The following is a 13074-nucleotide window of genomic DNA, read 5'->3' as shown; positions in this document are numbered from 1 at the left end:
AGGGCCGGCCGCATTCACCGTCCGAACCGCGCCACCAGGTGCCAGACCCGCTTCAGATCCTGCTCGTGCGCGCGCCCGGTGGCCGCGGCACGTCCGATCACCGCCGCATCCAACCGCCCGCCCTCGGCGATCTGTTCACCGACGGCGACGATCCCAGCGCCACGGAAGTCCGGATGTCGCCGCAGCTCGGCGACGGTCAGGACGCGCCCCTCGTGCCATTCCACCGGCACACCGAGGGCGTGCGCCTGATCCTGCACCACGGTCCCGGCGTAACAAGGATCCAGGACAAGTGCCTCGACGTCGGTTGCCAGGTGGATCGGCCCGTGCACGTGGGCCTCGATGTAGTCGTCCAATGCACCACCCAGGGCCGCCTCCTGCGCCTCGGTGCGTGGCGTAGCGGCGAACTCCTCGGCCAGGGGGATCAGGTCACAGGACTGGGCGGTGGCGAAGTCCTGCGGGTTCAGCACCGAATCCGCAGAAGCAGAACGTGGTGCGAGCCAGCGTCGACCCGGCCAGGCGCAGGTGGGCCGACCCGAACCGCGGGGCCGCCCCGATGGAGCGCCGGCGGTGGTTCAGCGCGCCGTACTTGGGTCGCTGGGTCGGTGGTGCGTCGTCATAGGCGCCATCGAAGATCCGCTGCTCCCAGCGCCACCGGTCGCCGCCGGGGTGGGCGCTCAGCCCACCGGCGGAGGTGCCGGTCTCGAACTGGCTGCGGTAGGTACCGTGCTCGGCCATCTGCGCCAGCACCGTCCGCCCATTCGTGAGCCGGTCGGGGTGGAAGTTCAGCGTCACCCGCAGGTCCCCTTCCAGCGCCGGACCGCGGGCTCGCCTGCGCACCGCCGCCATCGCACGGCAGGCCCATTCGGTCATCTCGGCCGCCGTGCCCGAGCCCGGGGTGAGATCGCTCATCACCAGCACTATGCCGCCGCCACCCCACTGGCCACAACAGCACCCGCCCGCGTGATCCCCGCCTCAGTACTTCTCCCGGTGGAGGGGTCGGTGACACACTGAGGCTGCGTCGTCGTCGGGCACTGCCCGGCGCACAGAGAGTGAGGAGCGCTGGGTGAGGATCGCTGTGGTGGGCACCGGGTATGTCGGGCTGTCCCTGGCCGTCATGCTGGCTCAACATCATCAGGTGGTGGGCCTGGACATCGATGCGGAGAAGGTGGCCCAGATCAACGCCGGCCACTCCCCGATCATCGATGCGCTGCTCCAGGAGTACCTGTCCGCCAAGGAGCTGAACCTGCGCGCCACCACCGAGGCCACCGAGGCGCTGGAGGGGGCGCAGGTGGTGATCGTGGCCACCCCCACCAACTACGACGAGGTGTCCAACTACTTCGACACCTCCTCGGTGGAGAAGGTGCTGGTGCAGGTCGGCGAGTTGGCCCCGGAGGCCACCGTGGTGATCAAGTCCACCATCCCGGTGGGATTCACGTCACAGATGCGCACCGAGCACCCGGGGCTGAACGTGCTCTTCTCCCCGGAGTTCCTGCGCGAGGGCCGGGCGCTGGAGGACAACCTCTACCCCTCCCGGATCGTGGTGGGTGAGCAATCCGAGCGCGGGCGGGCCTTCGCCGATCTGCTGCTGGAGGGGTCCCTGGCCAAGGATGTGCCGGTGCTGCTGACCGGGTCCACCGAGGCCGAGGCGATCAAACTCTTCGCCAACACCTACCTCGCGCTGCGAGTGGCCTACTTCAACGAGTTGGACACCTACGCCGCGGCCCACGGGCTGAGCACCCGCCAGATCATCGACGGGGTGGGCCTGGACCCGCGGATCGGGGCCCACTACAACAACCCCTCCTTCGGCTACGGCGGGTACTGCCTGCCCAAGGACACCAAACAGCTGCTGGCCAACTACGACGAGGTCCCGCAGAACCTGATCCGAGCGGTCGTCGATGCCAACACCACCCGCAAGGACTTCGTGGCCGCCGACGTGCTGCGCCGCAACCCGCAGGTGGTGGGGGTCTACCGGCTGATCATGAAGGCCGGGTCGGACAACTTCCGCACCTCCTCCATCCAGGGCATCATGAAGCGCATCAAGGCCAAGGGCGTGGAGGTCATCGTCTACGAGCCGAACCTGGATGAACCGGACTTCTACCACTCCGAAGTGGTCAACGACCTGGAGGACTTCAAGGCCCGCGCCGAGGTGATCGTGGCCAACCGGCCCACCGATGATCTACAGGACGTGGCAGACAAGGTCTACACCCGCGACCTGTTCGGCCGGGACTGAGCCGCCAGGGCCCGGGCCTGCCGCCGCCCGGGCCTCAGGCGTCCTCGGCCGGGGTCTCGCCGGAGCCGTGGCGCGCGGCGAGGGTCTCCTCGAACCAGGTGCGGGCGTTGCGTTCCATCACGAACGACAGGACCGGCACCACCCCACCGGCGATCAGGGCGACGATCCGACCGAAGCCCCAGCGCATCCGCGACCACAGGTCGAACACCGACACCAGATAGACCACGTAGATCCATCCGTGGACGAATGCGATCCAGTTGCCCAGTACCGGAGCGGCGCTTCCATCGGCCTGCACTCCGTTGAGTTGCAGTGCGTACTTGAGGAACATCTCCACCACGAGCAACAACAGGAATCCGCCGGTGATGAAGGCCATCACCCGGTAGCGGGCGAAGGAACCACGGTCCCTGGAATCCACCAGGGCCTCGCTGTTGTCCCGTCCACCATGGCCGTCCGGTGTGTCGGACGAACTGCCGGCCGGGCGGTCGCTGCTGCGATCCGCGGGCTGGGAGGGCGTGGGCTCAGTCATGCCCCCATTGTGTCACCGCCCCGTGCGTAGCCGACCAGGAGGCCCTTCCCCACGCCCCGGCGGCAATCCGGACCTCCCCCACCAGGCCGCGACGGGCTGATCCCGGGTGCGCGCACCTGGGTACCTATGGGCAGGACCCACGACGACCATGGCACGCTAGGGCACGTCCGCCCCTCGACCAGGAGCCACACGTGCCCGCCGAACCCACCCCGTCCCGGCCGTCGCCGCGCACCCGCCGGGTACTGCTGCCGGTGACCATGGCGGTGGTGGCCATCGTGGTGGCGATGATGCTGCTGAACCGGGAGAGCCCGGACGACGTGCAGCGCCAGGATCAGGTCCGTGCCTGGACGGTGGACCTGGATGCCTGGGCCGAGGCCACCACGGAACGACTCGGCCCGGCCGGCACCCCCGAGGCCGGCGAGCACGACCTCGCCGCGCTGTTCGAACCGGACTGGACCCAACCCGTGCGCTACCCGGTGCAACCCAGCACCGCAGGCTGGGCCGAGGTCGATGCCGTCAACTCCGCGTGCACCGCCTATACCTCCTTCATCCAGTCCGGGCAGGAGGCCGTCCAACCCCCGGCGCCTCCGACGGGTCTGGACACCGAGCACCCAGACGCCGGCGAGACCGGCCAACGTTTCGGCGACTACCAGTTGGCGGTGGCTGACTTCCGGCGCAGCACCGGAGCCATCGAGTCGGCGGTGCGGACCTTCTGCGGGACCTACCCGGCGCTGGTGGCCGCGCACGCCGGGGCCGCGGAGGCACAGGCAGACCTGCAGGAGGTGCTCCGGTGCACCGAGGCAGGCTGCGCACACTCCCCCGACACCGCCACTACCCCGGGCGACCTCGTCGAGCGCTCCGAAGCCGCGGCGGCGATCCCGAACGAACAGATCCACGCCTCGCTGAGCACCCAGTGCTACCTGGCGGATCTGGCACCGGTGTGCGCCGCCGACGCCCTCGAGGCCGCGGACCTGGCCCGGGCCTGGCGCGCCTGGGACGGGGAACTGACCGATGGCGGTCCCGACGACGACGTGGCCGGGACAGCGACCATCATCGAGGCCGCACGGGCCGACTTCGACGCCCCTGACGCCGACCTGGACCGCGCCGGTGCCGGCGAACTCGCACAACAGCGTCTGGAGGAGTTCGGCTCGACGCTGTCCGGCGCCGCCACCGACCTCTCCGTGGCCCTGGATCGGGCCCCGGCATGAGCCGGTGATGGCAGCCACCACGCCGGGCCGCACGACAGCGCCGTAGCCAGCGCGCGCCCTTCCCGCCACCGGGGCCGGGTGACCGAAAAGACATGGCTCGCCCGGTCCGGGCTGGCCTAACCTTGACCCTCGTGCGAGCCCTCCCTCACCCCGATCCCGGTCGCCCTCCGCTGACCGGTCCCGCCGCCTTCATCTGGTGGCAGGCCAAGCGGCAGTGGCCGGTGCTGCTGGGTGCCATCGGATTCGGGATCCTCGGTGCCCTGTGCCAGGCTGCGCTGCCCTACATCCTGGGCCGCGCGGTCGATGAGGGTCTGGCCGCGGGCGTGGTCGAGCGGTTGATCTTCTGGTGCACGGTGCTGCTGGGTGTCGGTGCCGTCGCGATCGTGGCCAACGCCGTCGGGCACCGCTTCGATGTGGCCAACTGGCTGCGCGCTTCACTGAACGCCTCCCAGTTGCTGGGCCACCACGTGACCAGGTCCGGTGCGGCCATCACCAAGGAGTTGCCCACCGGTGAGGTGGTCGCCACCGTGGCCACAGATGCGCTGCGTTTCGGTGAGCTCTTCGCCGGCATGGCCCGCTTCCTGGGTGGCGTGGTGACCTACATCGTCGTCGCCCTGGTGTTGCTGAACAGTTCGCTGGCGCTGGGACTGACCGTGCTGATCGGGCTGCCGGTGGTGGCCGCGATCCTGGCACTTCTGGTCCGGCCGCTGCAGCGCCGCCAGGCCGCACAGCGAGAGGCCCAGGGCCGGTTGACCACTCTGGGTTCGGACACCGTCTCCGGCCTGCGGATCCTGCGCGGGATCGGCGGGGAGGACGTGTTCGCCCAGCGTTACCGCGACCAGTCCCAGCAGGTGCGCCGGCGCGGCACCGCCGTGGCGCAGACCCAATCAACCCTCGACGCGTTGCAGGTGTTGCTACCCGGGTTGTTCCTGGCGCTGGTGGTGTTCCTCGGTGCGCACCTGACCGTGCGCGGGGAACTGACGCCGGGTCAACTGGTCACCTTCTACGGCTACGGGGTGTTCCTGACCCAGCCGCTGCGCGCGGCCACGATGGTGGTGCAGCACGGCACCCGCGCGGTGGTGGCCGCCCGGAAGATGATCAAGGTTCTCCAGGTGGTCCCGGACGTCGCCGACGAGGGTACCGCCGCGGCACCGGCGCCGGGTGCCTCCCTGGTTGACCTGCGCTCGGGCCTGGAGGCCAAGCCCGGTCAGGTCCTGGCCGTGGTGGCTGCAGATCCCGACGCCAGCGCCGATGTGCTGATCCGGATGTCCCGGCTGATCGACTCCGACACCACGGTGTGCTGGGACGGCCAGGACATCCGCTCCTACCCGCTGGCCGCCGTGCGTGAGCGGATCGTGCTCGGTGAGCCCACACCTGCCCTGTTCACCGGCACGTTGGCCACCGAGGTCGACGCCCGCGGTGGGTCCACGTCGGAGGAGCTGCTGGCGGCCCTGCAGGTCGCCGACGCCGGTGATGTGCTGGAGTCGCTGCCGCAGGGCCTGCACGGGCAGATCGCCGAGAAGGGCCGGTCCCTCTCCGGGGGGCAGCGTCAGCGCGTGGCCCTGGCCCGGGCGCTGACCACCGATGCCGAGATCCTGCTGCTGATCGAGCCGACCTCAGCGGTTGACGCCCACACCGAGGCCAGGATCGCGGCGAACCTGCGCACCGCGCGGGCCGGACGCACCACGGTGATCGTCTCGGCCAGTCCGTTGCTGCTGGAGCACGTCGATGAGGTGGCCTTCCTGGGGTCCGACGGCGTGGTGCGGGCCCGCGGACGCCACCACGAACTGCTCGAGGCCGCTGAGTCCGGGTTCGAGCACGCCCGGAGTTACCGGGACGTGGTCAGCCGCAGCATGGGCGAGCCCGGGGAGAGCGCGCCCGAGAGCGACGAGCTCGGAGACGGCGGACCCGGCCACGGTGAGACCGGTGACGGCGAGGAGGCCCGGGGTGACCAGACCCTGTCCCGCGACTCCACCGAACCTGCCGGAGCCACCGGGAAAGGAGTGCCGCGATGACATTGCCGGTAGCCGACTCGGCGACGGTTCGTTCACGCACCGGCGCCCTGCTGCGCCAGCACTCGGCGAAACTGATCGGTGTGGTCAGCCTGCACACCCTGGCGGCGCTGGCCGGCCTGGTGGGGCCGTGGCTGCTGGGCCGGATCATCGACGACGTCACCAGCGGCACCACCGCCGCCGCGCTGAACATCATGGTGGCCATCCTGGTGGCGGCCGTGCTCGCCCAGACGGTCCTGGTGCGCTTTGCCCAGCGCAACGCGATGATCCTGGGTGAGGAGGTCTTCGCCGACCTGCGCGAGGACTTCATCGCCAAGATCACCGCCCTGCCGCTTTCCACGGTGGAGCAGACCGGCACCGGTGACCTGGTGGCTCGTACCACCAACGACATCGACCGGGTGCAGTACACGGTGCGCTTCGGGGTGCCACGGGTGCTGGTGTGCCTGGCCACGATCCTGCTGACCGTGGTGGCCGGGCTGCTCACCAACGCGCTGGTGGCGCTGGCCACCTTCGTGGGGGTACCGGTGCTGATGCTGGCCACGCGGTGGTACCTGCGCCGGGCCACCCCGGCCTACCTGCGCGAGTCAGCCTCCTATGCCGCCATCAACGGCTCCCTGACCGAGTCGGTCGAGGGCGCCCGGACGGTGGACGCCTTGTCCCTGGGAAAGCGGCGGCGCGAACGGATCGACGCCGACATCTCCGAGGCGTTCAAGGCCGAGAAGGACACCCTGTGGCTGCGTACCGTGCTGTTCCCCGGGATCGACGCGGCGTTCATCCTGCCGATCGTGGCCGTCCTGCTGTGGGGCGGGTACCTGGTCTCAAACGGGCACGCCACCATCGGTGCGGTCACCACGATCGCCCTGTACGCCATGCAGATGATGAACCCGATCGAGGAGTTGATCTTCTGGCTCGATGAGATCCAGGTGGGCGCGGCGTCCATCTCCCGGATCTTCGGAGTGGAACTGGTCGAGAAGGACCGCACCGCCTCCGGTGAGCAGCCCGAGGATCAGCAGATCAGGACCGAGGACCTGCGGTACGCCTACCGGGAAGGCCAGGATGTGCTGCACGGCATCGACCTGGACCTGCAGCCCGGTGAGCGGCTGGCGGTGGTGGGCCCCTCCGGGGCCGGCAAGTCCACCCTGGGCCGGATGCTGGCCGGGATCCACCCGCCCACCGGCGGCACAGCGGCCGTGGGCGGGGTGCGGCTGGTGGACCTGCCGCTGGAGGACCTGCGCAAGCAGGTGGCCCTGGTGACCCAGGAGCACCACGTGTTCGTGGGCTCACTGGCCCAGAATCTGCGCCTGGCCAAGAACGAGGCCGACGACGACGAACTGCACCGGGCCCTGGCTGCGGTGGACGCACTGGGGTGGGCCCAGCGCCTGCCACGCGGTCTGGACACCGAGGTCGGCTCCGGCGGAGTCGCCCTGAGCCCGGCGCAGGCCCAGCAGGTAGCACTGGCCCGGTTGGTGCTGATGGACCCGCACACCCTGGTGCTCGATGAGGCCACCTCGCTGCTGGATCCCCGGGCGGCCCGGCATCTGGAGCGTTCCCTCTCGGCCGTGCTGCACGGACGCACCGTGGTGGCGATCGCACACCGGCTCTACACGGCCCACGACGCCGACCGGGTCGCCGTCGTCGACGCCGGCCTCATCTCCGAGATCGGCCCGCACCACGACCTGGTCGAGGCCGGCGGGGACTATGCCGCCCTGTGGGAGTCCTGGAACCAGGAGTAGCCCGGCGACCGCCGGGGACGCGCTCTGGCAGGCTGTGCCCATGGACAACCGGCTACGCAAGGAGACACCGATGAGCGGCCCCCGCCTGGATGGCCTACCCGCACTCACCTGGAGCCACGGCCCCGGTCAGTGGGATCTCACCGACGGTGTCCTCACCCTGACCCCTGCGGCCCGGGTGGACTGGATCAACTATGCCTCCGTGGGTGACCAGCCCTCCCGGCAGACCGCCACCAGCCTGGGGTTCGTCCCGGAGGGGGACTTCCAATTCTCCGCCCGGGTGCAGGTCCCCGGTCCCCGGACCACCTTCGACGCCGGTGTGCTGACCCTGTGGGCCGACGCCGAGCACTGGGCGAAACTGTGCTTCGAGTACTCCCCACAAGGTGAGGCGATGGTGGTCAGTGTGGTCACGAACGGCTACTCCGACGACGCGAACTCCTGGGTGGTCGAGGGTGACACCGTCCATCTGCGCATCTCCCGGATCGGTCCGGCGTATGCCATGCACGCCTCCAGCGATGGAGACAGGTGGGACTTCGTGCGCGTGTTCCGGTTGGCCACCACCGACGCGGTGGCGGTGGGGATGCTCGCCCAGGCACCGACCGGTGACTCCGGCACCGCACTTTTCAGTGACATCACGTTCACCGAGACCACGCTCGCCGCACTCCGTGACGGCTCCTGACCGCGCCGCCGTTTCTACTCAGGGGGCGGGCACACGCGCGCGCACGGAGTCGTCGTCGGCGTGTTGTGTGCTGGCAGCATCGGTGGGTCCGGCCCGGTCTGCCTCCTCCCTCTCGTCGTCACCGCCGGGTGCACCACCGGGCCAACCGGCCGGAGCGGAGCCGTGGCCCTTCGCGGCCTGCTCGCGGTCGTACCGGACCTCGTCGCGCACCATGCGCCACCATAGGAACAGGGCGAACCCTCCGAAGATCCACCACTCGGCGGCGTAGGCCAGGTTCTGGACGTTCAGTCCGGCGTCGGCGATCTCCGGCGGGCCGACCTGTGCCATCGGTGGCCCGACCTCGGGTTCGGCGGAGATCAGGCGCAGGTGCGCCGAGTAGATCGGACCGCCCCACACGTTCACCAACTGGGCTGAACTCACCGCGTCCACCAGGTGTGGCTCGGGCAGCCGGGCCCCGGCCCCCTCCGAGGGCGCCAGGTGCGCGAGCACCCGCACCGGCTCGCTCGGCACCTCGGTGAGCAGGTCCGGATCGGCCTCGGGCACCCAGCCGCGCACCACCGGAACCACGGCTCCGGCGTGCTCGCCCTCACCGAGCACCAGCGCGGTGAGCACCCAGTACCCCATCTCACCCTCGTGGGAGCGTCCGACCACGAAGAACTGATCCTCCTGCTCGTACACCCCCTCGGCGATCACACGCACGCCCACCATCTCCTGGACGAGTTGGGTCTGCGGACCCACCACCTCACCCAGCGGCTGCGGCGGTGCGCTCTCACGTTCGGCCTGCTCCATCGCCGCAACCTGGTCCCCGCGGACCTGGGCGCGGTCCAGTTGCCACATCCCCAACCGTACGCACACCAACGCGCCGATCAGGAGGATCACCAGGATTCCGAGCAGGCGAGGCTTGGTCGCTGCTCGCAACCACTGCCGCCACAGCCCTTGATCCATCCGCCCAGCCTACGCCGCGTCGCAGCCGGATTCACCACGCCGAGGGCGTCACCGACGGACTGCCCCCACGCCGCCACCGCGCACGATTCCGCGTGCACCTGCGATCCACGCATCCGCTGGCCGCGGCGCCCCGCACACCGTCGGCCAGTCCACACCCGCTCCGGCCGCGTGAGCATCCGGTGGCCGATAGCCTGCGGGGTAGGCCGCCACACTGAACTCCACCCGAGGGGCAACTCCCATGGTCTCCAGCGTCTACGTCACCTCGCCCGAGGGGCACACCGGGAAGTCCTCGGTGGCTCTGGGACTGGTGGATCTGTTCGTGCGGCGGGTCACCCGGGTGGGCGTCTTCCGTCCCGTGGCCCGCAGCGGCACCGAACCGGACTCGGTGCTCCAACTGCTGCTCAGCCATGACGGCGTGGACCTGACCTACGACGAGTGCGTCGGGGTGACGTATGAGGACGTGCACGCCGATCCCGACGCGGCGCTGAACACGATCATCCACAAGTACAGGCAGGTGGAACGACAGTGCGAGATGGTGGTGATCGTCGGCTCGGACTACACCGACGTGGCCGGCCCGACCGAACTGGCTTTCAACGCCCGCGTCGCAACCAACCTGGGTTCGGCGGTCGTGCTTGTCACCTCCGCAGTGAACCGTCCTCCGGAAGCGGTGCGCTCGATGGTGGACGTGGCCACCGCCGAACTGCACTCCGCGCACGCCAAGGTGGTTGCGGTGGTCGCCAACCGCGCCGACCCCGACAAACTGCCCCAGGTGCGCGAGGCGCTGGCCGACCTGCCGCTGCCGGCGTGGGTGATGCCCGATATCCCGCTGCTGTCGGCACCGCTGGTGCGCGACCTGATGCAGGCCGTCGACGGCACCCTGATCGCCGGTGAGGAGGCGCTCCTGGAGCGGGAGGCCGAAGGGGTGATCGTGGGCGGGATGACCATGGAGCACATCCTCGACCGGCTCACCGAGGGGGCGATCGTGATCGTGCCCGGCGACCGCTCCGACGTGATCCTGGCGGTGCTGTCGGCGAACCGTGCCGAGTCCTTCCCCACCCTGTCCGGTCTGATCCTCAACGGCGGCTTCCGCCCGCCCGAGCCGGTCCGGCGGCTGCTGGACGGGTTGTCGCTGCAGCTTCCGGTCATCACCACCGACCTGGGCACGTACGAGACCGCCAGCGAGGTCGCCGGGACGCGGGGACTGCTCTCGGCCGGCACCCAGCGCAAACTCGACCTCGCCCGCGCCACCTTCGCCACCCATGTCGACGGCGAGCAACTCCTGGATGCGGTCGACATCCCCAGGACCGCCGTGGTGACGCCGTTGATGTTCGAGTACGACCTGCTCGAACGCGCCCACCGGGCCGGCAAGCACGTGGTGCTGCCGGAGGGCACCGACGACCGGATCCTTCGCGCCGCCTCCTCCCTGCTGGCCCGCGACGTGGCCGCGTTGACGCTACTGGGTGAGGAGTCCGAGGTGCGCGGGCGGGCGCGCCGCCTTGGCCTGGACCTGGACGCCGCGCAGGTGCTCTCCCCGACCGATCCCGACCTGAACGAGCGCTTCGCCGCCGAGTACACCGCGCTTCGCGCCCACCGGGGCATGACCATGGACCGGGCCCGGGAGATCGTCACCGACGTGTCCTACTTCGGCACCATGATGGTGCACCTGGGTCTGGCTGACGGGATGGTCTCCGGGGCACAGCACACCACCGCACACACCATCCGGCCGGCCTTCCAGATCATCAAGACCGTCCCGGGCGTCTCGATCGTCTCCTCGGTGTTCTTCATGGCCCTGGCCGACCGGGTGCTGGTGTACGGCGACTGCGCGGTCAACCCCGACCCGACCGCCGAGCAACTCGCTGACATCGCCATCTCCTCAGCCCGCACCGCCGCCCAGTTCGGGGTGGACCCCAGGATCGCGATGTTGTCCTACTCCACCGGAGAATCCGGGTCCGGGGCCGAGGTGGACAAGGTACGCACCGCCACCGAACTGGTGCGCGAGCGCCGCCCGGATCTCGTGGTGGAGGGGCCGATCCAGTACGACGCGGCAGTGGACGTGTCGGTGGCCAAGGCGAAACTGCCCGGTAGCGCCGTGGCCGGGCGCGCCACGGTGTTCATCTTCCCGGACCTGAACACCGGCAACAACACCTACAAGGCGGTTCAGCGCAGTGCCGGTGCGGTGGCGGTGGGACCGGTGCTGCAGGGTCTCAACAAACCTGTCAATGACCTCTCCCGCGGGGCACTGGTGCAGGACATCGTCACCACGGTGGCGATCACCGCCGTGCAGGCCGAGGCCGCTGCTGCAGGCCGGCCCGAGCAGGCGGCGCAGACCGAAGGGATCGGCTGATGGTGAACGAGGACGGTTGCGCCGGCGGCGCGACCCCGGGCGCGGACACCCGCGACGACGACGCACCCGCTGCCGGCAGCGCGTACGGACCCAGCGGGGTGGTCCTGGTGATCAACTCCGGCTCCTCCTCACTGAAATACCAGGTGGTGGACACCGGCACCGAGCAAGCCCTGGCTACCGGCCTGATCGAACGCATCGGCCAACCGATGGGCATCTGCACCCACTCCAACGGGGGCCGGGCCCAGCGCACCGAACAGCCGGTACCGGACCACGAGACGGCAATGGCGCTGATGCGGTCCGCTTTCGACGAGCACGGCCCGGATCTGGGCGAGGCGGACCTGGCCGCGGTGGGCCACCGGGTGGTCCAGGGCGGGGCCCGGTTCGGGGGGCCGGTGCTTATCGACGACGAAGCCGTCGACATCATCGAGAGCCTCGTCGACCTGGCGCCACTGCACAATCCCGCGAACCTGCAGGGCATCCGCGCCGCCCGGGAGTACTTCCCGCAGATGAGCCACGTGGCGGTCTTCGACACCGCGTTCCATCTGACCATGCCCGATTACGCCGCCACCTATGCCATCGACCGGAAGGTGGCGGCCGAGCACCGTATCCACCGCTACGGCGCGCACGGTACCTCCCACCAGTACGTCTCCCGGGAGGCCGCCCGGTTCCTGGGCATGGGGCCCGAGGAGGCCAACCTGATCGTGCTGCACCTGGGCAATGGGGCCTCGGCCACCGCGGTGCGGCAGGGTCGATCGGTGGATACCTCGATGGGCCTGACGCCCCTGGAGGGACTGGTCATGGGCACCCGCTCGGGCGATATCGACCCGGCGGTGGTGTTCCACCTGGCCCGCACCGCGGGGATGGGCATCAACGAGATCGACGAACTGCTGAACCGCCGCTCCGGCATGCTCGGCCTGAGCGGGCATGCCGACATGCGCGACGTGGACGCGGCGATCACCGCCGGTGACGCCGATGCCCGCCTGGCCCGTCAGATCTACACCTACCGCATCCGCAAGTATGTGGGGGCCTACACCGCGGCACTGGGGCACGTGCACGCGATCGTCTTCACCGCCGGGATCGGGGAGAACGACACGGCGGTGCGCGCTGAGTCCCTGGCCGGGCTGGAACGCATGGGCATCGAGGTGGACCCCCAGCGCAACACCGCACCGGTGCGGGGCACCCGGGTGATCTCCGCCGACGACTCCGCGGTGGCGGTGCTGGTCGTACCCACGAACGAGGAACTGGAGATCGCCGGCCAGGCGCTCTCGGTGGTGCACGGCTGAGGCCGGTATCTGCGCTGCGGTGCCGGGCACCGATGCGCCCCCTCCCGCGACCGGGGCACCGCCCGGTACGCGTGCCGCTACGGCCCGGGCGGTGGTCGCGATGAGGATGTCAGGCCC

General features: G+C 70.1%; 11 protein-coding genes. 7 read left to right on the top strand and 4 right to left on the bottom strand.

The window, feature by feature from the left end:
* Positions 1-14: 14 nt before the first annotated feature.
* Together ACO0LU_RS06025 and ACO0LU_RS06020 are read right to left on the bottom strand one after the other, a co-directional pair.
* Complete coding sequence (locus ACO0LU_RS06025) at positions 15-467, bottom strand: DUF3626 domain-containing protein (RefSeq protein WP_424790498.1); 453 nt, start codon at positions 465-467, stop codon at positions 15-17.
* The gene (locus ACO0LU_RS06020; protein WP_424790497.1) at positions 427-909 is read right to left on the bottom strand and encodes a DUF3626 domain-containing protein; all 483 of its coding nucleotides are present in this window, start codon (positions 907-909) and stop codon (positions 427-429) included. The genes ACO0LU_RS06025 and ACO0LU_RS06020 overlap by 41 nt, the downstream gene beginning before the upstream one ends.
* Positions 910-1063: 154 nt before the next feature.
* On the opposite strand from ACO0LU_RS06020, the gene ACO0LU_RS06015 reads away from it, so the two are divergent.
* Complete coding sequence (locus tag ACO0LU_RS06015) at positions 1064-2230, top strand: nucleotide sugar dehydrogenase (RefSeq protein ID WP_424790496.1); 1167 nt, start codon at positions 1064-1066, stop codon at positions 2228-2230.
* A 34-nt stretch (positions 2231-2264) separates the two neighbouring features.
* Here the strand turns inward: ACO0LU_RS06015 and ACO0LU_RS06010 are convergent, their stop codons facing one another.
* Positions 2265-2756 carry a DUF3817 domain-containing protein gene (locus ACO0LU_RS06010; RefSeq protein WP_424790495.1) on the bottom strand — a complete coding sequence of 164 codons (492 nt, stop codon included), beginning with the start codon at positions 2754-2756 and terminating at the stop codon, positions 2265-2267.
* 191 nt (positions 2757-2947) lie between these two features.
* Between ACO0LU_RS06010 and ACO0LU_RS06005 the strand changes: the two genes are divergently transcribed.
* The 4 genes from ACO0LU_RS06005 to ACO0LU_RS05990 all read left to right on the top strand — a co-directional run bounded on the left by ACO0LU_RS06005 (position 2948) and on the right by ACO0LU_RS05990 (position 8385).
* On the top strand, positions 2948-3964 hold the full coding sequence (locus ACO0LU_RS06005; RefSeq protein ID WP_424790494.1) for a hypothetical protein: 1017 nt from the start codon (positions 2948-2950) through the stop codon (positions 3962-3964).
* Positions 3965-4095: 131 nt separating this feature from the next.
* A complete protein-coding gene (locus ACO0LU_RS06000) occupies positions 4096-5979 on the top strand; it encodes an ABC transporter ATP-binding protein (RefSeq protein WP_424790493.1) in 1884 nt (627 codons plus the stop codon).
* Positions 5976-7709, top strand: coding sequence for an ABC transporter ATP-binding protein (locus ACO0LU_RS05995; protein WP_424790492.1), 1734 nt, complete (start codon positions 5976-5978; stop codon positions 7707-7709). Before ACO0LU_RS06000 ends, ACO0LU_RS05995 begins: the two co-directional genes overlap by 4 nt.
* A gap of 70 nt (positions 7710-7779) precedes the next feature.
* Positions 7780-8385, top strand: a complete 606-nt coding sequence (locus ACO0LU_RS05990) for a DUF1349 domain-containing protein (protein WP_424790491.1) — start codon at positions 7780-7782, stop codon at positions 8383-8385.
* Positions 8386-8403: 18 nt separating this feature from the next.
* Here ACO0LU_RS05990 and ACO0LU_RS05985 read toward each other — a convergent pair whose 3' ends face one another.
* On the bottom strand, positions 8404-9330 hold the full coding sequence (locus ACO0LU_RS05985; protein WP_424790490.1) for an SURF1 family protein: 927 nt from the start codon (positions 9328-9330) through the stop codon (positions 8404-8406).
* 238 nt (positions 9331-9568) lie between these two features.
* Between ACO0LU_RS05985 and pta the strand changes: the two genes are divergently transcribed.
* Positions 9569-11674: a phosphate acetyltransferase gene (gene pta, locus ACO0LU_RS05980; RefSeq protein WP_424790489.1), complete on the top strand. Its 2106-nt coding sequence runs from the start codon at positions 9569-9571 to the stop codon at positions 11672-11674.
* On the top strand, positions 11674-12957 hold the full coding sequence (locus ACO0LU_RS05975) for an acetate kinase (RefSeq protein WP_424790488.1): 1284 nt from the start codon (positions 11674-11676) through the stop codon (positions 12955-12957). The genes pta and ACO0LU_RS05975 overlap by 1 nt, the downstream gene beginning before the upstream one ends.
* The last annotated feature ends 117 nt before the right edge of the window (positions 12958-13074 follow it).

Origin of the sequence: Pseudactinotalea sp. Z1748, assembly GCF_049725185.1 — a bacterium.
Taxonomy (GTDB): domain Bacteria; phylum Actinomycetota; class Actinomycetes; order Actinomycetales; family Beutenbergiaceae; genus CALKWS01.
Note: the sequence above shows the minus strand (reverse complement) of the source record. Positions and strands in the feature narration are given on the sequence as shown.